20 protein-coding genes are annotated in these 23,341 nt (G+C 71.8%); 11 read left to right on the plus strand and 9 right to left on the minus strand.

What is annotated here, in order from left to right:
• Positions 1 to 90: 90 nt before the first annotated feature.
• Both ACFV9J_RS08685 and ACFV9J_RS08690 read right to left on the minus strand, forming a co-directional pair.
• The gene (locus ACFV9J_RS08685) at positions 91 to 1,581 is read right to left on the minus strand and encodes a glutamate synthase subunit beta (RefSeq protein WP_385351797.1); all 1,491 of its coding nucleotides are present in this window, start codon (positions 1,579 to 1,581) and stop codon (positions 91 to 93) included.
• A gap of 177 nt (positions 1,582 to 1,758) precedes the next feature.
• Positions 1,759 to 2,238, minus strand: coding sequence for a DUF1772 domain-containing protein (locus ACFV9J_RS08690; protein WP_385351800.1), 480 nt, complete (start codon positions 2,236 to 2,238; stop codon positions 1,759 to 1,761).
• Positions 2,239 to 2,452: 214 nt separating this feature from the next.
• On the opposite strand from ACFV9J_RS08690, the gene ACFV9J_RS08695 reads away from it, so the two are divergent.
• On the plus strand, positions 2,453 to 3,085 hold the full coding sequence (locus ACFV9J_RS08695) for a uridine kinase (protein ID WP_385351803.1): 633 nt from the start codon (positions 2,453 to 2,455) through the stop codon (positions 3,083 to 3,085).
• Positions 3,086 to 3,103: 18 nt separating this feature from the next.
• On the opposite strand, the gene ACFV9J_RS08700 is transcribed toward ACFV9J_RS08695, so the two are convergent.
• Positions 3,104 to 4,228, minus strand: coding sequence for a magnesium and cobalt transport protein CorA (locus ACFV9J_RS08700; RefSeq protein ID WP_385351806.1), 1,125 nt, complete (start codon positions 4,226 to 4,228; stop codon positions 3,104 to 3,106).
• A gap of 245 nt (positions 4,229 to 4,473) precedes the next feature.
• On the opposite strand from ACFV9J_RS08700, the gene ACFV9J_RS08705 reads away from it, so the two are divergent.
• Positions 4,474 to 5,268, plus strand: coding sequence for a methyltransferase domain-containing protein (locus ACFV9J_RS08705; RefSeq protein ID WP_385351809.1), 795 nt, complete (start codon positions 4,474 to 4,476; stop codon positions 5,266 to 5,268).
• 13 nt (positions 5,269 to 5,281) lie between these two features.
• On the opposite strand, the gene ACFV9J_RS08710 is transcribed toward ACFV9J_RS08705, so the two are convergent.
• Both ACFV9J_RS08710 and ACFV9J_RS08715 read right to left on the minus strand, forming a co-directional pair.
• On the minus strand, positions 5,282 to 6,217 hold the full coding sequence (locus ACFV9J_RS08710; protein WP_385351813.1) for a carbohydrate kinase family protein: 936 nt from the start codon (positions 6,215 to 6,217) through the stop codon (positions 5,282 to 5,284).
• A complete protein-coding gene (locus ACFV9J_RS08715; protein ID WP_385352230.1) occupies positions 6,214 to 7,119 on the minus strand; it encodes a pseudouridine-5'-phosphate glycosidase in 906 nt (301 codons plus the stop codon). Before ACFV9J_RS08715 ends, ACFV9J_RS08710 begins: the two co-directional genes overlap by 4 nt.
• A gap of 141 nt (positions 7,120 to 7,260) precedes the next feature.
• On the opposite strand from ACFV9J_RS08715, the gene ACFV9J_RS08720 reads away from it, so the two are divergent.
• Positions 7,261 to 7,689 carry a VOC family protein gene (locus ACFV9J_RS08720; RefSeq protein WP_385351816.1) on the plus strand — a complete coding sequence of 143 codons (429 nt, stop codon included), beginning with the start codon at positions 7,261 to 7,263 and terminating at the stop codon, positions 7,687 to 7,689.
• A 24-nt stretch (positions 7,690 to 7,713) separates the two neighbouring features.
• On the opposite strand, the gene ACFV9J_RS08725 is transcribed toward ACFV9J_RS08720, so the two are convergent.
• On the minus strand, positions 7,714 to 8,268 hold the full coding sequence (locus ACFV9J_RS08725; RefSeq protein ID WP_385351819.1) for a methylated-DNA--[protein]-cysteine S-methyltransferase: 555 nt from the start codon (positions 8,266 to 8,268) through the stop codon (positions 7,714 to 7,716).
• 37 nt (positions 8,269 to 8,305) lie between these two features.
• A complete protein-coding gene (locus tag ACFV9J_RS08730) occupies positions 8,306 to 9,175 on the minus strand; it encodes a glycerophosphodiester phosphodiesterase (protein ID WP_385351821.1) in 870 nt (289 codons plus the stop codon).
• 290 nt (positions 9,176 to 9,465) lie between these two features.
• On the opposite strand from ACFV9J_RS08730, the gene ACFV9J_RS08735 reads away from it, so the two are divergent.
• The 7 genes from ACFV9J_RS08735 (at position 9,466) to aroQ (ending at position 18,411) form a co-directional block, all read left to right on the plus strand.
• Positions 9,466 to 10,344, plus strand: a complete 879-nt coding sequence (locus ACFV9J_RS08735; RefSeq protein ID WP_385351824.1) for an MHYT domain-containing protein — start codon at positions 9,466 to 9,468, stop codon at positions 10,342 to 10,344.
• Positions 10,345 to 10,383: 39 nt separating this feature from the next.
• Positions 10,384 to 12,522 (plus strand): excinuclease ABC subunit UvrB, encoded by a 2,139-nt coding sequence (gene uvrB / locus ACFV9J_RS08740; RefSeq protein ID WP_385351827.1) that lies wholly within the window; start codon positions 10,384 to 10,386, stop codon positions 12,520 to 12,522.
• 142 nt (positions 12,523 to 12,664) lie between these two features.
• A complete protein-coding gene (locus ACFV9J_RS08745; protein WP_385351831.1) occupies positions 12,665 to 13,243 on the plus strand; it encodes a TerD family protein in 579 nt (192 codons plus the stop codon).
• 101 nt (positions 13,244 to 13,344) lie between these two features.
• Positions 13,345 to 15,357 carry a TerD family protein gene (locus ACFV9J_RS08750; RefSeq protein WP_385351834.1) on the plus strand — a complete coding sequence of 671 codons (2,013 nt, stop codon included), beginning with the start codon at positions 13,345 to 13,347 and terminating at the stop codon, positions 15,355 to 15,357.
• Between the two features lie 252 nt (positions 15,358 to 15,609).
• Positions 15,610 to 16,611 (plus strand): TerC family protein, encoded by a 1,002-nt coding sequence (locus ACFV9J_RS08755; protein WP_385351837.1) that lies wholly within the window; start codon positions 15,610 to 15,612, stop codon positions 16,609 to 16,611.
• A gap of 134 nt (positions 16,612 to 16,745) precedes the next feature.
• Complete coding sequence (locus tag ACFV9J_RS08760) at positions 16,746 to 17,846, plus strand: calcium:proton antiporter (RefSeq protein WP_385351841.1); 1,101 nt, start codon at positions 16,746 to 16,748, stop codon at positions 17,844 to 17,846.
• 91 nt (positions 17,847 to 17,937) lie between these two features.
• A complete protein-coding gene (aroQ, locus tag ACFV9J_RS08765; protein ID WP_003976858.1) occupies positions 17,938 to 18,411 on the plus strand; it encodes a type II 3-dehydroquinate dehydratase in 474 nt (157 codons plus the stop codon).
• A 211-nt stretch (positions 18,412 to 18,622) separates the two neighbouring features.
• On the opposite strand, the gene ACFV9J_RS08770 is transcribed toward aroQ, so the two are convergent.
• Complete coding sequence (locus tag ACFV9J_RS08770) at positions 18,623 to 19,279, minus strand: MBL fold metallo-hydrolase (RefSeq protein ID WP_159326568.1); 657 nt, start codon at positions 19,277 to 19,279, stop codon at positions 18,623 to 18,625.
• A gap of 60 nt (positions 19,280 to 19,339) precedes the next feature.
• Positions 19,340 to 20,026, minus strand: a complete 687-nt coding sequence (locus tag ACFV9J_RS08775) for a maleylpyruvate isomerase family mycothiol-dependent enzyme (protein ID WP_385351844.1) — start codon at positions 20,024 to 20,026, stop codon at positions 19,340 to 19,342.
• A 223-nt stretch (positions 20,027 to 20,249) separates the two neighbouring features.
• Here ACFV9J_RS08775 and uvrA point away from each other — a divergent pair, with 223 nt between their 5' ends.
• Positions 20,250 to 23,297 (plus strand): excinuclease ABC subunit UvrA, encoded by a 3,048-nt coding sequence (gene uvrA / locus ACFV9J_RS08780; RefSeq protein WP_385351847.1) that lies wholly within the window; start codon positions 20,250 to 20,252, stop codon positions 23,295 to 23,297.
• The last annotated feature ends 44 nt before the right edge of the window (positions 23,298 to 23,341 follow it).

Raw genomic sequence — 23,341 nt, forward strand, 5'->3', positions numbered from 1 at the left:
TTGATCACCCATCGCCCCGCGCGGACGTACGGCCGGTATCCCGGCGGAAAGGACCGAGTACCTCCAGGCCGACGTCCGGCCGCACCCCGGTCAGGCCGTCATCGGCCGGTCGTACGGGCCGACCGGGGCCGGCAGCCGGGTGCTGCCGCCGGACAGGTGGCGGTCCACGGCCGCCGCCACCGCCCGCCCCTCCGCGATCGCCCAGACGACGAGTGACTGCCCGCGCGCCGCGTCCCCGGCGGCGAACACCCCGGGGACATTGGTCGCGAAGCCCCGGTCCCGGGCGATCGTGCCACGGGGCTCCATGTCCAGTCCCAGCCCGTCGACGAGCCCGTCCTGCCGGTCGGGCCCCGAGAAGCCGAGGGCGAGGAGGACCAGGTCCGCGGGGAGCGACCGCTCGCTGCCGGGCAGCGGACGGCGCCCGGCGTCCACCCCGACCAGGTGCAGCGCACGCACGTGCCCCCGCTCGTCGCCGGTGAAGCGGAGCGTGGACGCCGCGAACAGCCGCGCGTCCGCGTCCGCCGCCGGCGCGGACCGCAGGTCGCGTGCCTCCTCGTGCGCCACCGACAGCCGGTACAGGCGCGGATAGGTCGGCCAGGGCTCGGCCTGCTCGTCGCGCTCCGCACCCGGCCGCGGGTAGATGTCCAGTTGCGTCACCGAGGCGGCCCGCTCCCGCACCGCCGTGCCGAGACAGTCCGCGCCCGTGTCGCCACCACCGACGACGACCACGTGCCGCCCGGCGGCGGACAGCGGGGAGCACTCGAGGTCGCCCTCGCACACCCGGTTGGCCAGCGGCAGGTACTCCATCGCCTGATGCACCCCCGCCAGCTCCCGGCCGGGCACGGCCAGCTCGCGCCACGCCGTCGCCCCGGTGGCGATCACCACCGCGTCGTAGCGAGCCCGCAGCGCGGCGGCGTCCACGTCCCGTCCGACCGCCGTCGACGCACGGAACCTCGTCCCCTCCGCCCGCATCTGGCCGACGCGCCGCTCCAGGTGCCGCTTCTCCATCTTGAACGCGGGGATCCCGTACCGCAGCAGCCCACCGATCCGGTCGTCGCGCTCGTACACCGCGACCGTGTGCCCGGCCCGGGTCAACTGCTGCGCCGCCGCGAGCCCCGCCGGTCCCGAACCGATCACCGCCACCGTCCTCCCGGACAGCCGCTCCGGCGGCAGGGGCGGGACCAAGCCCTCCTCCCAGGCCGTGTCCGCGATCGCGCACTCGACGTTCTTGATGGTGACGGCGGGCTGGTTGACGGCGAGCACACAGCCCGCCTCGCACGGCGCCGGACACAACCGGCCGGTGAACTCCGGGAAGTTGTTCGTGGCGTGCAGCCGCTCGCTCGCCGCCCGCCAGTCCGACCGGGAGACCAGGTCGTTCCACTCCGGGATCAGATTGCCCAGCGGACATGCCTCGTGGCAGAAGGGGACGCCGCAGTCCATGCACCGGTCGGCCTGCCGGCCGACGATCGGCAGCAGCGCACCCGGGACGTACACCTCGTCCCAGTCCCGGACCCGCTCGTCGGCCGGTCTGCGGGGCCACTCCTCGCGGGGTGTCGTCAGGAAACCCTTGGGATCGGCCATGGCCGTCTTCCTTGCGTGCGCGGTGGCTGGCCGTGCGCCGGGGGGCGGCGCTCACGCGCTCCACGATACGACCGGTCCGCTCCGCCCGCAGAGCGCCGGACTGCTCCTCGCCCGGACCGGACCGCGCCGGACCGGGCCGCGCCGGGTCGGTGCGCCGCGGCCCGTGCCGCGGCCGGCTCAGGCGAGGGCCAGCACGTACGCCACCGCCGCGGCGGCCGAGGCAACCGCGCGCACGTGGTTCCAGGCCGTCCACTCGCGCACATAGGCCGGCCAGCGCTCGGCCGCCTCCGCGGCGCCCGGCTCCAGCCGGAGCAGCGCGGCGTTGCGCGGCACGTTGGCCGCCGCGGTCACCCCGAACGACCCGACCAGGTACAGCCCGCTGCCCAGCAGCAGCTCCACCGCCGCCTCCTCCGGCCACAGCACCAGCGTGACCACCGCGATCACCGCGGCCAGCACCGCCGTCCCGAGGAACACGGACATGAAGGCCGGCCGCACCGCGGCCGTGTTGATCGCGTTCATCGCGGCGACCCCCTGGGCGGGCGGCAGCGCGGCGAGCCCCCGCATGACGAAGGTGGAGAAGGCACAGAAGACACCAGCGGCCACACCGGTCCCGAGCACGCCCAGCACCGTCAGTACGAAGTACGGTCCCTCGCCCATGTCGCGTCAACTCCCACCCGTCGAGTAACTGTCGGCCCGGAGCACGCCCTCGCGGCGGCACCGCCCGTCGATCACCCCAAGTCAACCGCCGCACCGGCACGGTGACCATGGCCGAGCGCCGCGAACCCATGCGCGAGCGTCCAGGAGGGCGGGGCGCTGCCCGGCGCGGCAACCGTCGTGCCGACCGACACCGGAGCTGACGCATCATGGGCGGGTGCGACTGGAAGCGATCACCTGGGACCGGCTCGGCGACCGTCTCGCCGAGCGACTGCTCGACCTGGAGCCCACCGACGGCAGTGCCTGGACGCGCGTCGCCCTGGACGGCGCACCCGCCGCCCGTCCCGGCGACCTCGCCGAACGGGTCGGTGAGGCGTTGCGCGTGCGCGGACGCCCCTCCCTCGTCGTCGGAACGCAGGGCTTCCTGCGACCCGCCTCGCTCCGTCTGGAGTACGGGCACCAGGACGCCGAGTCCTACTACAACGGCTGGTACGACACCGGTGCCCTGTGGCGCGAGGTCTTCGATCCCGTCGGTCCCGGCGGCGACGGGCGGGTCCTGCCCGACCTGTGGGACCCGGTCACCGACCGGGCCACCCGCAGCCCCTACGCCCGACTCCCGCCCGGCGGCGCGCTGCTGCTCCACGGTCCCTTTCTGCTCCGTCACTGGTTCCCCCTCGATCTGAGCGTCCATCTCGTCCTCACCCCGGGCGCCCTGCGCCGCCGCACCCCCGAGACGGAGCAGTGGACCCTGCCCGCCTTCGAGCGCTACGACCAGGAGGCCGACCCGTCGGGCACCGCCGACGTGCTGGTGCGCGCCGACGATCCACGGCATCCCGCCTGGAGCGGCTGACCCGGTGCGGCCGGCACCTCAGAGCCAGCCGTTGCGCCGGAAGCCCCGGTGCAGCGCCAGGCAGCCGACGGCTATCACGCCGATGACCAGGCCGTAGCCGTACCGCCAGCCCAGCTCCGGCATGTGGTCGAAGTTCATGCCGTACACGCCGCAGACCATCGTGGGCACCGCGACGATGGCGGCCCAGGCCGTGATCTTCCGCATGTCCTCGTTCTGCGCGACCGTCACGCGCGCCAGGTGGGCCTGGAGGATGGAGTTGAGGAGTTCGTCGAACGCCGCGATCTGCTCGGTGGCCCGCAGCAGATGATCGGCGACGTCGCGGAAGTAGGCCTGTATCTCCGGCTCGACCACCCGGAACGGCCGGGTGGCCAGCTCCTCCAGCGGCCGGCCGAGCGGCACCACGGCCCGCCGCAGCTCCAGGAGTTCACGCTTGAGCTGGTAGATGCGCCCCGGGTCGACCCGCGCGCCGTTCTCCGCGAACACCTCCGTCTCGACATGGTCGATGTCCTCCTGGACCGACTCGATGACGCTCAGGAAGTCGTCCACCACATGGTCCGCGATCGCGTGCAGCACCGCCGAGGGGCCCTTGGCGAGCTGGGCCGGATCGGACTCCAGTCCTTCCCGCAGAGGCCCCAGCGAGCCGTGCCTCCCGTGCCGCACGGTGATCACGAAGTCCGGCCCGGCGAACACCATGATCTCGCCGGTGCTCACCACCTCGCTCGTGGCCGTCAGTTCCTCGTGCTCCACGTAGCAGACCGTCTTGAACACGGCGAAGAGCGTCTCGCCGTACCGTTCCACCTTGGGCCGCTGATGGGCCTCGATCGCGTCCTCGACCGCCAGCGGATGCAGCTCGAAGAGCTCCGCCACACCCGCGAACTCCTGGTCCGTCGGCTCGTGCAGACCGAGCCAGACGAAGCCCGCCCCGCGCCTGCGCATCCGCGCCACGACGTCGACCGGATCGCCGGCCTCGGGCATGCGGACACCGTCCCGGTAGGTCACGCAGTTCACCACCGAGGAGCCCAGCGGGGAACGGGCGGGGTGGCTCAGGTCCACCCGCCGCCGACGGGCCAGCCGTGCCACCTTCCGCAGGCCGCCGACCCTGCCCAGCCCCGTGACCTTCCGCAGATTGCCCGCCATGGTCATCCGAATCTCCCCGCGTATGTCCCCTCGCGCTGTGCTTCCCGCGCCCTGGCAGGCCAGTCTGCCAGGCCGGTGGAACCGGCGAACGAGCCTGTGGAAACGGGGGATTCCGCTTTGTTCCCGCCTGTGGACGGACCGCCCGGGCGCCCGCACGCCCCGGCCCCAACCGGTCCGGCCGCCGCGGAGGTGGCCCGCCTGCCGGAGCGTCGCCCCCATCGGGCAAGCGGGACAACTGGGATGATCGCAGCATGACGCGAACCGACGGATACCTCCTCGACAACGGGCAGTCCGAGGCGGCGGAGCGCTTCGACGCCTTCGCCAGCCTCTTCGATCCCACGACGTTCCGGCACCTGGAGGCACTCGGCGTCGGCCCCGGCTGGCGCTGCTGGGAGGTCGGCGCCGGAGGCACCTCCGTGGCGTCGTGGCTGGCCAAGCGGGTGGGGCCGACCGGCAGGGTCCTCGCGACGGACATCGACACCTCACGGGTCGCCCCGGCCGGCCGGCCGCCGGTCGAGGTGCGCGTGCACGACGTGGGCGCGGAGGAACCGCCCGGGGAGGGCTTCGACCTGGTCCACGCCCGACTCGTCCTCGTCCATGTCCCCGACCGGGACCGGGCGTTGCGGTCGATGATCAAGGCCCTGCGTCCCGGTGGCCGCCTCCTGGTCGAGGACGCCGACCCGGCACTCCAGCCCCTGCTCTGCCCCGACGAGCACGGACCCGAGCAGGAGCTGGCGAACCGGCTCCGGCACGGCTTCCGCCAACTTCTGTCCGGTCGCGGCGCCGACCTCTCCTACGGCCGCCGGCTGCCCCGGATGCTCCGGGAGGCGGGACTGCGCAGGGTGGAGGCCGACGCCTACTTCCCGGTCACCTCACCCGCGTGCGCCGCGCTGGAGTCCGCGACGGTACGACAGATCCGCGACCAACTGGTCGCCGCCCAAGTGGCCACCCACGACGACATCGACCGCCACCTCGCGAACGTCGCGTCCGGCGGCATGGACCTCGCGACGGCGCCGATGATCTCGGCGTGGGGACGCAAGGGCTGACCCCTGAACCCCGCTAACCGTCGCCCGGCTCCCGGCCGGCCGCTCGTGGCGGTCTCCCGCCCACCCGTTCGACCGCCCGTGCGCCCGCCCGGCACCCGGCGGCCGTGGCCTCCTCGGCCTCCGCGCCCGCGAGCAGTGCGGCGAGGAACGCGCCGGTGAAGGCGTCACCGGCGCCTGTACTGTCCCGCGGTGCCGCCGTGACCGCGGCGACCCGCGCGCCCACGGTGCCGGACCGCGCCACCAGGGCCCCCTTGGCCCCCTGTTTGACGATCACCAGCGGTACGTGCCGGCTGAGCTTCGCCGCCGCGTCCGCCACGTCGGGCAGGCCGGTGAGCAGACGCGCCTCGTCACGGCTGGGCAGCAGCACGTCCACGCCCTCGACCAGGCCGAGGAAACGGTCGACGCCCAGCGTGGTGAGGAACCCGGCCGACGCCGGGTCCAGACTGACCGGCACCCCGCGCGCGCGGGCCGCCCCCAGAGCGACCGACACCAGGGCGCGGCCCGGTTCCGAGAAGAGGAGGTAGCCCGAGAGGTGCAGCCGGCCCACTCCGTCGAGCAGCGTGTCCGACCAGTCGCCCGGCCCGATCCGCAACGCCGCCCCGCTGTCCGTGAGGAACGTCCGCTCGGCCGAGTCGGCGGTGTCGACCAGGCAGATCACGGTCCCGGTGGGCGCCGCCGAGTCGACGACGAGGAGCGGACGCACCCCGCACGCCGTCAGCTCCCGTTCGTGCCACGCGGACGCGTCGGTGCCCACCCGGCCCAGCAGCCGCACGTCCCCGCACCCCTCGTGCGCGGCCCAGCAGGCCACGTTGGCGCCCGCCCCGCCGGGCAGCCGCCGCACCGCGGCAGCGGTGTCCGTGCCGGGGGCCAGCGGTCCCCGATGCCGGGCGACGATGTCGGTGACCACGTCCCCGACGACCAGCAGCGCACCGCCCGGGGCCAGGCTCATGCCCCGGTCCAGGCCGCCGCGATCCGGGCCGCCAGCCGCACGTTCCCCCGCACCGCCGCCAGGTTGGCGCTCAGCGAGGCGCCGTCGGTGAGCCGCACCAGGCGTTCGAGGAGGAACGGCGTGACCGCCTGGCCCGTGACACCCTCCGCCTCGCAGGCGTGCAGCGCGTCGGCGAGCACGCGCGCGTGGAGCGCGGGATCGAGCTGCTCCTGCTCGGGAACGGGGTTGGCGACCACGAGCGCGGACCGCGGCCCGTCCAGCGCGTCCTGCGCCCGCATGACCGCCGCCACCTGCCCCGGGTCGTCCAGCGTCCAGGCCACCGGATGCCCCGAGTCGGACAGGTAGAAGCCGGGGAAGCGGTCCGTTCCGTAACCGGCCACGGCGACCCCCAGCGTCTCCAGCCGCTGCAGCGTCGCCGGTACGTCCAGGATCGACTTCACGCCCGCGCAGACCACAGTGATCCGGGTGCGGGCCAGCAGACCCAGGTCGGCCGACTCGTCCTGCGTCACCGTCCACTTCCGGTGGACGCCGCCCAGCCCTCCCGTCGCGAACACCCGTACGCCCGCGAGGTCCGCCAGCAGGGCGGTCGCCGACACGGTGGTCGCCCCGCTCGCGCCGCAGGCCACCGCGAGCGGCAGGTCCCGGTGTCCCAGCTTGCGGATGCCGTCCTCGTTGGCGACCCGTTCCAGCTGCTCCTTGTCCAGGCCGACATGCGGCCGGCCGTCCAGCACGGCGATCGTCGCCGGTACGGCGCCCTCCCGCCGCACCGCCTCCTCCAGCTCCCGCGCCACCAGCAGATTGCGCGGGCGGGGCAAGCCGTGCGCGATGATCGTGGACTCCAGGGCCACCACGGGGCGACGCGCGTCCACCGCCTCCCGCACCTCTTCCGACACCACCAGCATCACGCGCCTGCCTCCTGTCCGACGGTTCTCCCTCAGCTCCGGTCTCCCCTCATCCCTGGCGGGTGCGGGACCGGGCCAAACCCCGACGGCCCCGGAACCGACCCCTTGCGGCCCCGGGGACCGGCCGTGAGCCTGGGAGCCATGACGGACAACACGACACGTCTCGACCACATCGTCCTCTGGGTGCGCGACCCGGTCGCCGCGGCCGGCTTCTACGAGAAGAACCTGGGCCTCGAGCCCCTGCGGACCACCGAGTACGCCGCGGGGACCGTGAGCTTCCCCTCCGTGCGCCTCAACGACGAGACCATCCTGGACCTCGCACCGCACGCCATGGCGGACCGCATGCGCATGCTCCCCGGCGCCGACGCCAGTGCCGGGCATCCCGTCAACCACATCTGCGTGTCCCTGTCCCCGCACGACTTCGACGCCCTGCGCACCCGCCTGGAGGAGCAGTCCGTCCCGGTCTCGGACCTGTCGTACGACTCCTACGGCGCCCGCGGCATGGCCAGGCGAAGCTTCTACTTCGGCGACCCGGACGGCAACATCATCGAGGCCCGGCACTACGAATAGCCCCGCCCGGCCGCTGTCCGCCCCTCAGAACAGCGGCTCGGGCAGCACCCCCTCCAGCGCGAGCAGCCGCCGCTTGGTGTCCACGCCGCCGCCGAACCCGCCGATGCCGCCGTCGCTCTCCACGACCCGGTGGCACGGCACGACGACCGGCAGCGGATTGGCCCCCATGGCCAGGCCCACCGCCTGGGCGGCACCCGGCTGGCCCACCCGGCCGGCCAGGTCGCCGTAGCCGACGACCGAGCCGTAGGGGACGCCGGACGCCAGCTCGCGCAGCACCTGCCGGTTGAAGCCCGAGATCAGCGACCAGTCCAAGGGCAGCTCGAAGTCGCGCCTCCGGCCCGCGAAGTAGGCCTCGACCTGGCGTACCGCCTCGGCGAGCAGCGGGGAGCCGGGCGCCTCGACGGGCTCCGTGCCCAGCCGGGCCGCGAGCCTTTCGAGCGCCCGGCCGCGCGCGGCGTCGGTGGCGTGGAACACGACGTTGACGAGGCCGTCGTGGGTGGCGGCCAGCAGCAGCGGACCTATGCCGGTGCCGACGACGGTCCACACGACCTGCTGCTCGTACTGCCCGTGGCTGTCCATGTGCCCACGGTACGGCCCGCCACCGACAACGCCCGGGTCAGTCCACGGCGTCCCGCACCACGTCGGGCTTGTTGGTGATGATGCCGTCGACGTCGTACCCGGCGACCCGGCGCGCGGTGTCCGCGTCGTTCACCGTCCAGGTGAGGACCTCGAGCGGCCTGCCGTGCGGCCCGGTGAACGCGTGGACCGCGGACACGTAGCTCATGGAGAGGGAGCCGTACGACGGGTTGATCTGGTCGGCGAACTCCGCGTACGCCGGCAGCTCGGACACGGCCGGGGTGCCGAGGAACCCGGTCTTGACGGCGGGTTTGAGGTCGTGGACCGTCCGGATGCTGTCGGCGTCGAAGCTCTGCACGACCAGCCGCCCGGCCACGTGCCGCCGGTCGAGCCAGCCCTCGTTGGCGAGGACCTTGAGGGTCTGCCGTTCGATGCCCGGGTACAGCCCCGGGCTCTTCAGCTCCAGGAGCAGCTTCTGGTGGTTGTGCTCCACGCGGTGCACGTACTGCTCCAGCGTCGGCACGCGCGCGCCCGCGTACTGGGACCCGAACCAGCTCCCCGCGTCCAGCCGCGCGATCTCGGCGGCGGTGAAGTCCTTCACCTTCCAGGGCGAGCGGTCGGGGAAGACCTGCTCCACGTCGGTCGTCCGGGCCAGGCTCTCGTCGTGAAGGACGACCAGTTCGCCGTCCCGGGTGCGCTGGACGTCGTTCTCCACCCAGCGGATGCCCAGCTCGGCCGCCCGGTCGACGGCGGCCAGCGTGTTCTCCGGCGCGTAACCGGAAGCACCCCGGTGGGCCACGACCGTGGGCCCGTCGTCCCCCGCCTCGTCCGCTCGCGCGTGCGAGAGCGGAGCCGTGAGGGCGACTCCAAGAAGGGCGGTGGTCGTGACGGCTACTGCGCGCACGTGCATGCGTACTCCTCGCGTCGAACGATCACGGACAGCACCACTGTGACATCAGAGATTCAACAAAAGAGGGGTGCGGAGTGGCCACAGGCTGAATGGAGTTGCTCAACTACGCTCACGGGGGCGGCACAACTGGGGCGAGACCGTGATTCTTTGCCGGAGAATCGTTCGACCATTCCGGTGGACGCCATACTCTCTGCCTCGACCCTGAATCGTTCGCGCGGTCCTGGGAGGGGCGCACATCAGGAGAATCCGGAACACCACCGGGGCGTAAGAAGGCGGAAGGGCAGCCGCACATGCACAGCACGGTCCACGGATTCAGCTACGGACTCGTCACACCGCTGGTGGCCTACCTCATGGCCTGTCTCGGCGGCGCCCTCGGTCTGCGCTGCACCGCCAGGGCCGTGCTGGTCAGCCGTTCCTGGCGCCCCGGCTGGCTCGCCCTCGGCTCGGCGGCGATCGGCTCCGGCATCTGGACCATGCACTTCGTCGCGATGATGGGCTTCACGATCGAGCACACCCCGATCCGCTACGACTGGCTGATGACCTTCGCCAGCCTGGCCGTCGCCATCGTCATGGTGGGTGTCGGGATCTTCATCGTCGGCTACCGGGGCGCCCGCGGGACCGCCCTGTTCACCGGCGGCACCATCACCGGCCTGGGCATCGCCTCGATGCACTACCTGGGAATGGCCGGTATGCACCTGGACGGACAGCTGACGTACAACACGTTCACCGTCGCCGTGTCCGTCGTCATAGCCATGGCCGCCGCCACCGCCGCCCTGTGGGCGGCCGGACAGGTCCGGGGCTTCCTGTGGAGTGTGGGCGCGGCCCTCGTCATGGGGCTGGCCGTCACCGGCATGCACTACACGGGAATGGCCGCGGTCGAGGTCCACCTCAGCGGCACGGCCGAGCCCTCCCTCGGCGGATCGCCCGCCGAACTGCTCGCCCCCATGCTGATCGGCCCCCTCGCCTTCCTCCTCCTCGCCGGCGTCGTCGTCATGTTCGACCCGCTGATGGTGATGGGAAGGCCCGCCGTGGTCCCCGCCGAGCGGAAGCCGGGCATCCCCGCCCACACCGAGGTCCCGCGCACGATCCGCCACCCGGCACACCACCCCGCGCGCCGCACCCGCCGCCCCCTCGGCCACCGGCGCTCCCGCACCCCGCAGAACCGCTGACGGGACCCGTTGTCAGTGCGGGGTCGTACGGTGGAACCCATGCGGCCCGTTTCCCAGATCGAACGCACGGTGGCGCCCTTCGAGGTCGTCAGCCCCTACCAGCCGAGCGGTGACCAGCCGACGGCCATCGCCGAGCTGGCCCGGCGCGTCGAGGCAGGCGAGAAGGACGTCGTCCTGCTCGGCGCGACCGGCACCGGCAAGTCCGCCACCACCGCGTGGATGATCGAAAAGCTCCAGCGCCCCACCCTGGTGATGGCGCCGAACAAGACCCTGGCCGCCCAGCTGGCCAACGAGTTCCGCGAGCTGCTGCCGAACAACGCCGTCGAGTACTTCGTCTCGTACTACGACTACTACCAGCCCGAGGCCTACGTCCCCCAGTCGGACACCTACATCGAGAAGGACTCCTCGGTCAACGAGGAGGTGGAGCGCCTGCGCCACTCCGCCACCAACTCGCTGCTCACCCGCCGTGACGTCGTCGTGGTCGCCTCCGTGTCCTGCATCTACGGCCTCGGCACCCCGCAGGAGTACGTGGACCGCATGGTCCCGCTGCGGGTCGGCGAGGAGCACGACCGGGACGAGCTGCTGCGCCGCTTCGTCGACATCCAGTACACGCGCAACGACATGGCCTTCGCGCGCGGCACCTTCCGGGTGCGCGGCGACACCATCGAGATCTTCCCGGTCTACGAGGAGCTGGCCGTCCGCATCGAGATGTTCGGCGACGAGATCGAGGCCCTGTCCACGCTCCACCCGGTCACCGGCGAGATCATCAGCGACGACCAGCAGCTGTACGTCTTCCCTGCCTCCCACTACGTCGCCGGTCCCGAGCGCCTGGAGCGCGCGGTCAACGACATCGAGAAGGAGCTGGCCGAGCGCCTGACCGAGCTGGAGAAGCAGGGCAGGCTCCTGGAGGCCCAGCGGCTGCGGATGCGCACCACGTACGACATCGAGATGCTCCGCCAGATCGGCTCCTGCTCCGGCGTGGAGAACTACTCGATGCACTTCGACGGCCGCTCACCCGGCTCCCCGCCGAACACACTGCTGGACTACTTCCCGGACGACTTCCTGCTCGTCATCGACGAGTCGCACGTCACCGTGCCGCAGATCGGCGCCATGTACGAGGGCGACGCGTCCCGCAAGCGGACCCTGGTCGACCACGGTTTCCGGCTGCCCTCCGCCCTCGACAACCGCCCGCTGAAATGGGAGGAGTTCCAGGAGCGCATCGGCCAGACCGTCTACCTGTCGGCGACCCCGGGCGCCTACGAGCTCTCCCGTTCGGACGGCGCCGTCGAGCAGATCATCCGCCCGACCGGCCTGGTCGACCCGGAGGTCGTCGTCAAGCCCACCGAGGGCCAGATCGACGACCTGGTGCACGAGATCCGCCGGCGGACCGAGAAGGACGAACGCGTCCTGGTCACCACCCTCACCAAGAAGATGGCCGAGGACCTCACCGACTACTTCGTGGATCTCGGCATCCAGGTCCGCTACCTGCACAGCGACGTGGACACGCTGCGCCGCGTCGAGCTGCTGCGCGAGCTGCGCGCCGGCGAGTACGACGTCCTGGTCGGCATCAACCTGCTGCGCGAGGGACTCGACCTGCCCGAGGTGTCCCTGGTGGCGATCCTCGACGCCGACAAGGAGGGCTTCCTGCGCTCCGGCACCTCCCTCATCCAGACCATCGGCCGCGCGGCGCGCAACGTCTCCGGCCAGGTCCACATGTACGCGGACAAGATCACGCCGGCGATGGAGAAGGCCATCGACGAGACCAACCGGCGCCGCGAGAAGCAGGTCGCGTTCAACAAGGCGAACGGCGTCGATCCGCAGCCACTCCGCAAGAAGATCAACGACATCGTGGCGCAGATCGCCCGCGAGGACGTCGACACCGAACAGCTCCTCGGCTCGGGCTACCGCCAGGCGAAGGAGGGCAAGGGCGCCAAGGCTCCCGTGCCCGCGCTGGGCGGCCAGGCGACGGGCGGAGCCAAGGCGGCCAGGGGCAGGGCCAAGGAGACGGCGGTGACCGACCGTCCCGCGGCGGAGCTGGCCGAGCAGATCGAGGACCTCACCACCCGGATGCGGGCGGCCGCGGCCGACCTCCAGTTCGAGATCGCGGCCCGGCTGCGCGACGAGGTCTCCGAAATGAAGAAGGAACTGCGCCAGATGCGGGAGGCGGGCCTGGCCTGACGGCCCCCTTTGGGCACGCGCTGTGTTGCAAGACCGACACAAAGCGCGGACCGGGGTGGGGCACTGTCAGTGCCCCTGCGTAGGGTTCTGGTCAACCGCGGAGACCGCGGCAACAGGGGACAGTTCGAGAGGGGATCAGCGCGTGACCGTCAACATGACCAAGGGTCAGGCCATCAGTCTGCAGAAGAGCGACGGCGGCAGCCTGACGTCGGTGCGGATGGGTCTCGGCTGGCAGGCGGCTCCCCGGCGCGGCCTGTTCGGTTCGCGCACCCGGGAGATCGACCTGGACGCCTCCGCGGTCCTCTTCGCGGACAAGCAGCCGGTCGACGTGGTCTTCTTCCGCCACCTGGTGAGCGACGACGGCTCGGTGCGCCACACCGGGGACAACCTCGTCGGCGGTGTCGGCCAGGGCGGCGACGACGAGGCGATCCTCGTCGACCTGCAGCGCGTTCCGGTCCACATCGACCAGATCGTCTTCACGGTGAACTCCTTCACCGGCCAGACCTTCCAGGAAGTGCAGAACGCCTTCTGCCGCCTGGTCGACGAGACCAACGGCCAGGAACTCGCCCGCTACACACTGGCCGGCGGCGGAGCCTACACGGCCCAGATCATGGCCAAGGTGCACCGCGCGGGCCAGGGCTGGGCGATGACCGCCATCGGCACCCCGGCCAACGGCCGCACCTTCCAGGACCTGATGCCGGCGATCCTGCCGGTCCTGTAGCCCGCAGCAGTCAGAGACGAACCGGCCGGTCCCCGCGCGGGACCGGCCTCACCCGCGTGACGCCTCGCGGGTGGCAGACGAACGACACAGGGGGAAAGGCGATGACGGCCGAGCTGACGCGGGGACAGAACCATCCGCTTCCCCGGGCTCGTCTCGAGATCCGGGTCTCGGCCGGTACGCCGGTCGTGGCCGGGGCCACGCTCGGCGACGAGAACGGCACGATCCACGGCGTCGAACGGGTGGTCCACCCCGGTGCGCCCACCCTGCCGGGCCTGGAGGTATCCCGACAGGCCGCCGCCGACCACCGTCTCGCGGTGGACCTGGACGCCGTGCCGGACGCCGTGCACCGTGTCAGCGTGCTGCTCGCCCTGCCCACCGGCGGGCGGGGCCCGGCCAGGTTCGGGGCCGTGGCCGCCCCCTTCGTCGCCGTCACGGACCTCGACGGCGACGAGGTCGCCAGCTACACCATCACCGGCCTGGAGGCCGAGTCCGCCGTCGTCGCCCTGGAGCTCTACCGGCGCCAGGGCGCGTGGAAGGTGCGTGCCGTCGGCCAGGGCTACGCGGGCGGCCTCGCCGAGCTGCTCGCCGACCAGAAGCTCTCCCAGGCCCACCAGCTCGCGGCGGCCATTGACGAGGCGGTGGCGAGCGGACTGGCCCGTTCGATACCGGCCCCGCCGGCCGCCGCCCCGGCCCACCGGCCGGACCACGGCACCGCGCCCGGGACCGGCCCCGGTGGTCCCGTCCCGTCGGCGTCTCCGTACGACGCCCAGGGAGCTCCCGCTCCCGGCCCACAGACGCCCGGGGCGCCGGGACGGCCCGGGGGACAGCAGCCGTACCCGGGCGGGCCGGGGGAGCCTGCCACCGGCCAGCCGTCCGCTCCCGCCGCGGGTGGTCCGATCGACTACAGCCACCCGCGCCGGCAGAGCGCGGCGCCGCCCCCGCCCCCGCCCGCCGCACCCCCGTCCGAACCGGGCCGCCCGGCCCGGCCGGTCGCCGGTGACGCCACCGGCTGGTCCATGGAGGAGCGGCTCTACAACCAGGTGTGGGGCATGTTCGAGGACCTGGCCCGCACCACGGCCGCCTACCGCAGCGCCGTCGACTTCGCCGACTCCCGCATGGAGAAGGAGCTGGACCAGGTCCTGTCCGACCCCCGCAGCCGGATCGGCGGGCAGGGCGACGCGGCCCGGGACGCGGCGCGCGCCCGGCACGGCGAGCTGGTGTCCCAGGCCCGGGAGGTCCTGGACCGGGACGTCGCCCAGCTCGTCGCCGAGGCCGAGGTCGTCGAGCCCGCGCTGCCGACGGCCTTCGCGCGGTGGGACAACCCCGTCTGGCACGCCTACCGCGTCCCCATGGAGATCCCGATGGCCCTGCGGCTGGGCGACCTCCATCTGCCGGAGGCCGACCGCATCCGCATCCCGATGCTGATCAGGCTGCCGCTCGAGCGCGGCCTGTGGATCGACAGCGGGCGCTCCGCCTCGCTCGACGGGTCGTTCGCCGACTCCCACGAGATGCGGCGCCTGGGCCTGGAGACCGCCGTCTCCCACGCGGCCCGGCTGCTCGCCGTCTACCCGGCGGGCGAGTTCACCGTGCACGTCATCGATCCGGCCGGGTCCGGGGCGCAGGCACTGGCGCCGCTGGCGCGGAGCGGGGTGCTCGCCGCGCCGCCCGCCCAGGGCGCCGCGGGGGCGGCGGACGTACTGGCCCGTCTCACCCAGCGCGTCGACCTGGTCCAGATGGCGTTGCGCGGAGGTGCGCCCGACGCGCTCCCGCCCGGCCTCGACACCTCGCAGCAGCTCCTGATCGTCAACGACTTCCCGCACGGCTTCGACGACCGCGCCGTCAACCAGTTGCGCTACCTCGCCGACGAGGGGCCGGCCGTCGGCGTCCACCTGATGATGGTCGCCGACCGCGAGGAGTCCGCCGGGTTCGGACCGCTGCTCGATCCGCTGTGGCGCTCGCTGCTGCGGCTGACCCCGGTGGCCGACGACCACCTCGCCGACCCATGGGTCGGGCATGCCTGGACGTACGAGCCCTCGCTCGTGCCGCCCGGCAGCCAGGTGCTCCAGCAGGTGCTCGCCCAGGTCGCCGCAGCCCGCCGGTCATGGGATCGTTGACCGGCTCCGACCTGGCCTTTTGAGCTTTATTTGCAAATCTCTTTACCTTCCCTTGGTGATTGGGGTACTGTCGTCCGTACGGAGGGGAGTACTCCCTGTCTGTGCGGCGTACCCGTCAATACGGATCAGGCCAGATCCCGGGGCGTCGGCCCGTGGTTCCGGGCGCATCACGCGTCCCGGACACCCGGGTGGAAGAGACCTCCGGCAGCGACGACGCTGACATCTGCCGTGTGACGTACTGCCGGAGGCGTAGTGGAAGTTTCGGTGACCCTGTGGGTCCTGACCATCGTGGGCCTTGCCGCCCTCATCGCGGTCGATTTCTTCATCGGCCGCAAACCGCACGACGTATCGATCAAGGAAGCCGGTATCTGGACCGGCGTCTGGATCGCCCTGGCGGGCCTCTTCGGGCTCGGCCTGCTGCTCTTCAGCGGCGGTGAGCCCGCCGGCGAGTTCTTCGCGGGCTTCATCACCGAGAAGTCGCTGAGCGTGGACAACCTCTTCGTCTTCGTTCTGATCATGGCGAAGTTCGCCGTGCCCTCCCAGTACCAGCAGCGCGTCCTGCTCATCGGCGTGCTCATAGCCCTGGTGCTGAGGGCCGTCTTCATCGCCGCGGGTGCCGCGATCCTCGCCAGCTTCGCCTGGGTCTTCTACATCTTCGGTGCCTTCCTCATCTACACCGCCTGGAAGCTCATCCAGGAGGCCCGGGCCGACGAGGAGGACGAGGAGTTCGAGGAGAACAAGCTCCTCAAGGCCGCCGAGCGTCGCTTCGGAGTCGCCGACCGGTACCACGGCACCAAGCTGTGGATCGAGGAGAACGGCAAGCGGATCATGACCCCGATGCTGGTCGTGATGCTCGCGATCGGCACCACCGACGTGCTCTTCGCGCTCGACTCCATCCCGGCGATCTTCGGCCTGACCCAGGACCCGTACATCGTGTTCACGGCCAACGCGTTCGCGCTGATGGGTCTGCGACAGCTGTACTTCCTCATCGGCGGTCTGCTGAAGAAGCTGGTCCACCTGTCCTACGGACTGTCCGTGATCCTGGGCTTCATCGGCGTCAAGCTGGTGCTGCACGCCCTGCACGAGTCCGGCGTCCACGTCCCCGAGATCAGCATTCCGGTCTCGCTCGGCGTGATCTGCTCCGTCCTGATCGTCACCACGATCACCAGCCTCCGCGCCTCGAAGAAGCAGGCCGCGGCGGAAGCGGCGGCCATCGGGGGCGACGACACCCGCAAGGACAGCGTCGAGGCCTGATCCACCCGGGCCCGGGAGCGGCGAACGGCGCGGAGCCGTTCGCCACTCCTCCCGTGTGCGCCGGGCGTGCTCCGCGGGCGAAGGCTCCCCGGGCCCGGAGTGCGGCGCCCGTCGCCCTCTGCGACGATCACCGCATGGTCACCGGTCCCAGGGCGCTCCTCGCACAGTGGACGACCGTCACCCCCGTGATCGCGGTCGTCCTGCTGGCCCTCACCTGGGGCCGCTCGCTGCCCGGCGCGGTCGTCGCGCTGCTCACGATCGTCCTGGCGGCCTCCGTCCTGGCCGCCGTGCACCACGCCGAAGTGGTCGCCCACCGGGTGGGCGAACCCTTCGGCTCCCTGGTCCTCGCCATCGCGGTCACGGTCATCGAGGTCGCGCTCATCGTGACCCTGATGGTGGACGGCGGCGACAAGAGCGCGACCCTGGCCCGGGACACGGTCTTCGCGGCCGTCATGATCACCTGCAACGGCGTGGTCGGCCTCAGCCTCCTGGTCGCCTCCCTGCGACACGGGACCGCGGTGTTCAACCCGGAGGGCACCGGCGCCGCCCTCGCGACGGTGGCGACCCTGGCCACCCTCAGCCTGGTGCTGCCGACCTTCACCACCAGCGCGCCCGGCCCGGAGTTCTCCACCGTGCAGCTGACCTTCGCGGCACTGTCCTCGCTCGTCCTCTACGGCCTGTTCATCGCGACCCTGACCGTGCGGCACCGCGACTACTTCCTGCCGATCACCCGGCAGGGCGAAGTGATCACCTTCGAGGAGCACGCCGACGCACCGTCCTCCCGCACGGCCCTGATCAGCCTGGGGATGCTGGGCCTGGCACTGGTCGGGGTCGTCGGCCTCGCGAAGGGCGTGTCGCCGACCATCGAGGACGGGGTGGCGGCCGCCGGACTCCACCACGCCGTCGTCGGCGTCATCATCGCGCTGCTGGTCCTGCTCCCCGAGACCATCGCCGCGGTGCGTTCCGCGCGCCGCGACCGGGTCCAGACCAGCCTGAACCTGGCGCTCGGCTCCGCCATGGCCAGCATCGGACTGACCATCCCCGCGGTGGCCCTGGCCTCCGTGTGGCTGACCGGGCCGCTGGTCCTGGGCCTCAGCTCCATCCACATGGTGCTGCTGGCCCTGACCGTGGTGGTGGCCTCCCTGACGGTCGTGCCGGGCCGGGCCACGCCCTTGCAGGGAGGCGTCCACCTGGTGCTGTTCGCGGCGTACCTGGAACTGGCCGTCAACCCGTAGGCCGGGGCAGGGGCATCGGCGCACCGTGATAGACCGGGGACCGAGCAGCGGTCGCGCAGGGACCGCCGCACCCTCACGGACCGGAGGAACCGTGCCCCGCAGCCTGGCCAACGCCCCGATCATGATCCTCAACGGCCCCAACCTGAACCTGCTCGGCCAGCGCCAGCCGGAGATCTACGGATCGGACACCCTCGCCGACGTCGAGGCACTGTGCGTGAAGGCGGCGGCCGCGCACGGCGGCACGGTGGACTTCCGGCAGTCCAACCACGAGGGCGAACTGGTCGACTGGATCCACGAGGCCCGGCTGAACCACTGCGGGATCGTGATCAACCCCGCCGCGTACTCGCACACGTCCGTCGCCATCCTGGATGCGCTCAACACCTGCGACGGGCTGCCGGTGGTGGAGGTCCACATCTCCAACATCCACCAGCGTGAGCCGTTCCGGCACCACTCCTACGTCTCGCAGCGTGCCGACGGCGTCGTCGCGGGGTGCGGTGTGCAGGGCTACGTCTTCGGTGTGGAGCGGATCGCGGCCCTGGCCGGGGCGGGCTCGGCCAGGGCCTGAGGCGCCGGGGCCGCCGACCGAGGGCGGGGATCGAGGGGCCGGCGGCCCGTGCCGCCCAGGAGCCGTCGTTCCTGTGCGGGGCTGCCACCAGTCGACAGCGCCGGACCGGTGCGCGGGGAGCGGGTGCGGCCCGCGGGTGTGTGCGAACGCTTCACACGGGGCGCGTACGTCGGGCGGTAGGGCGTGGGCGCACACCTGACCCGCCCGCCCGTCACCAGCCCCGCGCCCGCCATTCCGGCAGGTGCGGCCGCTCCGCGCCGAGCGTCGTGTCGTTGCCGTGGCCGGGATAGACCCACGTCTCGTCCGGGAGCGTGTCGAAGACCTTGGTCTCCACGTCGTGGATGAGGCTCGCGAAGGCGTCCGGGTCCTTGAAGGTGTTCCCCACGCCGCCCGGGAACAGGCAGTCCCCGGTGAACACGTGGGGATGCCCGTGCGGGTCGTCGTAGACCAGGACGACGGAGCCCGGTGTGTGTCCGACGATGTGGCGTGCGGTGAGTTCCACCTGCCCCACCCGGATCGTGTCGCCGTCGTCGACCAGGACGTCGGTCGGCACCGGGATGCCCTCGGCGTCGTGCCGGCCGGCGTGGGTGCGGGCGCCGGTGGCCGCGACGACCTCGGCGAGCGCCTGCCAGTGGTCGCCGTGCCGGTGCGTGGTGACGACGGAAGCGATGCCGTCGTCACCGATCGTGCCGAGCAGGGTGTGCGCGTCGTTGGCGGCGTCGATCAGCAGTTGCTCGTCGGTGGCCCGGCAGCGCAGCAGATAGGCGTTGTTGTCCATCGGGCCGACCGCGACCTTGGTGATCATCAGATCCTTGAGTTCGTGCACGTCGGCGGGCCCGCCGACCGTCACCTCTCCGCTGTACGTCATGACGGCCAGCCTAGCGCCGGGAGACGGCCGGCAGGCTGCCTCCCGGCTGCCCACCGGGCGCTACAGAGGAGGCAGCGTCGGCAGCGTGCCGCCCTCCACCGTGAGCGCGGAGCCCGCACGGCGGCCGGCGAGCCAGCCGAGCAGATCGGCCGGGGAGCCGGTGACGGTCACCTCGACGGCGTCCGCCTCCCGTCCCGTGGTCCACGCGCGCGTGCCGTCGGTGAGCCGGGTCGGCGGCACCTCGGGGTGACCGGCGAACCGGGCGGCGAGGAAGTCGGCCTCCCGCTCGGTGAACTCCGCCGGAAGGTCCTCCAGCTCGTAGCCGATGCCCAGGTCCACGTGGTGCAGCTCCACCTCGGCCCACCGCCGGAACGGCACCCTGGAGGCCGAGTCCGTGACCCCGTTGCGCAGTTCCACCGTGCGCGTCCAGTCCGCGGGGGCGGCACCGACGTCCTGGAACCGGGCGGCGCTCTCGCGCACGTCCGCGAGCTGGGCGTCGAGGGGGCGCGGGGCGTCCCGCTCGATGTCGGCGTCCCGGGCCTCCCCGGAGACGTACATGGGGCGTCCTTCGAGGACGTTCACGAGGGCGTCGGCGTTGCGGGCGAGGTGGGCGAGGACGTGACCGCGGCTCCAGCCGGGAAGCCGTGACGACTCCGTCACGGACACGTTGTCCAGTTTGCCGACCGCGGTGAGCAGCCGATCGGTCGCGTCACGTACAGACGCCAGGTCATGAGCGTGATCAATCATGCTGCTGACCCTAGACCGCGCCACACCTTCGGGTGAAGGTTGCGGACGACCCCCGCAATTCGAATGCACGTGCTATAAGGTCGACTGCGGCGTCGGGCATGCTGGGAAGTCGGGGTTTGTTGACAACCGGTGAATCCGACCGGCGTTGTCAGTGGCTCCCCCTAGTCTGAGAAAGACGGGGGCCCCGCCCCTGTCACTTCTCTCAAGAAAGGTGCGGACCGGCGTGGCCGACCGTCTCATCGTCCGTGGCGCGCGCGAGCACAACCTGAAGAACGTCTCGCTCGACCTGCCTCGTGACTCGCTCATCGTCTTCACGGGCCTGTCCGGGTCGGGCAAGTCCTCCCTGGCCTTCGACACCATCTTCGCCGAGGGCCAGCGGCGCTACGTGGAGTCCCTCTCCTCCTACGCCCGGCAGTTCCTCGGCCAGATGGACAAGCCGGACGTCGACTTCATCGAGGGCCTCTCCCCGGCGGTCTCCATCGACCAGAAGTCGACCTCGCGCAACCCGCGCTCCACCGTCGGCACCATCACCGAGGTCTACGACTACCTGCGCCTGCTCTTCGCCCGCATCGGCAAGCCGCACTGTCCGGAGTGCTCCCGGCCCATCTCGCGCCAGTCGCCGCAGGCCATCGTCGACAAGGTCCTGGAGCTGCCGGAGGGCAGCCGCTTCCAGGTGCTGTCGCCGCTGGTGCGCGAGCGCAAGGGCGAGTTCGTCGACCTCTTCGCCGACCTCCAGACCAAGGGCTACTCCCGCGCGCGGGTGGACGGCGAGACCATCCAGCTGTCCAGCCCGCCCACGCTGAAGAAGCAGGAGAAGCACACCATCGAGGTGGTCGTCGACCGCCTCACCGTGAAGGACACCGCCAAGCGGCGCCTGACCGACTCCGTGGAGACCGCGCTCGGCCTGTCCGGCGGCATGGTCGTGCTCGACTTCGTCGACCTCCCCGAGGACGACCCCGAGCGCGAGCGCATGTACTCGGAGCACCTGTACTGCCCGTACGACGACCTCTCCTTCGAGGAGCTGGAGCCCCGCTCCTTCTCCTTCAACTCGCCCTTCGGCGCCTGCCCCGACTGCTCCGGCATCGGCACGCGCATGGAGGTCGACCCGGAGCTGATCGTCCCCGACGAGGACAAGTCCCTCGACGAGGGCGCCATCCACCCCTGGTCGCACGGGCACACCAAGGACTACTTCGGCCGACTGATCGGCGCGCTCGCGGACGCGCTCGGCTTCCGTACCGACATCGCCTTCGCGGGCCTGCCGCTGCGCGCCCGCAAGGCCCTGCTGTACGGCCACAAGACCCAGGTCGAGGTCCGCTACCGCAACCGGTACGGCCGCGAGCGCCGGTACACCACGGCCTTCGAGGGCGCGATCCCCTTCGTCAAGCGCCGGCACAGCGAGGCGGAGAGCGACGCCAGCCGCGAGCGCTTCGAGGGCTACATGCGCGAGGTGCCCTGCCCCACCTGTGAGGGCACGCGCCTGAAGCCCCTCGTCCTCGCGGTCACCGTCATGGGCAGGTCGATCGCCGAGGTCTCGGCGATGTCCATCAGCGACTGCGCGGACTTCCTGGGCGAGCTGAAGCTCAACGCCCGCGACAAGAAGATCGCCGAGCGCGTGCTGAAGGAGGTCAACGAACGGCTGCGCTTCCTGGTCGACGTCGGCCTGGACTACCTCTCGCTGAACCGCGCGGCGGGCACCCTCTCCGGCGGCGAGGCCCAGCGCATCCGGCTGGCCACCCAGATCGGCTCCGGGCTCGTCGGCGTGCTGTACGTCCTCGACGAGCCGTCCATCGGCCTGCACCAGCGCGACAACCACCGGCTGATCGAGACCCTCGTCCGGCTCCGGGACATGGGCAACACCCTGATCGTCGTCGAGCACGACGAGGACACCATCAAGGTCGCCGACTGGATCGTCGACATCGGCCCCGGCGCGGGCGAGCACGGAGGCAAGGTGGTGCACAGCGGCTCCCTCAAGGAGCTGCTGGACAACGCCGAGTCGCAGACCGGCCTGTACCTGTCCGGCCGGAAGGCCATCCCGCTGCCCGACATCAGGCGCCCGCAGGACCCCTCGCGGCGGCTGACCGTGCACGGCGCCCGGGAGAACAACCTCCAGGACATCGACGTGTCCTTCCCGCTGGGCGTCTTCACGGCCGTCACCGGCGTCTCGGGATCCGGCAAGTCGACGCTGGTCAACGACATCCTGTACACCCACCTGGCCCGCGAACTGAACGGTGCGCGCAACGTCCCGGGCAGGCACACGCGCGTGGACGGTGACGACCTCGTCGACAAGGTCGTCCACGTCGACCAGTCGCCCATCGGCCGCACCCCCCGGTCGAACCCGGCGACGTACACCGGCGTCTTCGACCACATCCGCAAGCTGTTCGCGGAGACGACGGAGGCGAAGGTCCGGGGCTACCTGCCCGGCCGCTTCTCCTTCAACGTCAAGGGCGGCCGCTGCGAGAACTGCGCGGGCGACGGCACGATCAAGATCGAGATGAACTTCCTCCCGGACGTCTACGTCCCGTGCGAGGTCTGCCACGGCGCCCGGTACAACCGGGAGACCCTGGAGGTCCACTTCAAGGGCAAGTCCATCGCCGACGTGCTGAACATGCCGATCGAGGAGGCGACCGACTTCTTCGAGGCGGTCCCCGCCATCTCCCGGCACATGAAGACCCTGAAGGACGTCGGCCTCGGCTACGTCCGGCTCGGCCAGTCTGCGACCACCCTGTCCGGCGGAGAGGCCCAGCGCGTCAAGCTCGCCAGCGAGCTGCAGCGCCGCTCCACCGGGCGCACGGTCTACGTCCTGGACGAGCCGACCACCGGTCTGCATTTCGAGGACATCAGCAAGCTGCTGACCGTCCTCGGCGGCCTCGTCGACAAGGGCAACACGGTCATCGTCATCGAGCACAACCTCGACGTGATCAAGACCGCCGACTGGGTCGTCGACATGGGCCCCGAGGGCGGCGCCGGTGGTGGCCTGGTGGTCGCCGAGGGCACGCCCGAGCAGGTCGCGGGCGTGCCCGCCAGCCACACCGGCAAGTTCCTGCGGGACGTCCTGGGCGCCGACCGGGTCAGCGACGCCGCCCCCGTGACGACCAGGCCGCGCAAGGCGGCGAAGACGGTCGCGACCAAGGCCACCGCCAAGAAGACCGCCACGAAGACGGTCACGGGCACGGCGGCCAAGAAGGCGACCGCCACCAAGACGGCCAAGACAGCGGCCAAGAAGGCTGCCAAGCCCGCCGCGAAGAAGACCGCGCGGACGAGCAAGGCCTGAGTCCGACGGCGCCGGACCCCACGGGACCATCCGTGGGGCCCGGC

Source organism: Streptomyces sp. NPDC059906 (assembly GCF_042730645.1).
Classification (GTDB): Bacteria; Actinomycetota; Actinomycetes; order Streptomycetales; family Streptomycetaceae; genus Streptomyces; species Streptomyces rubrogriseus.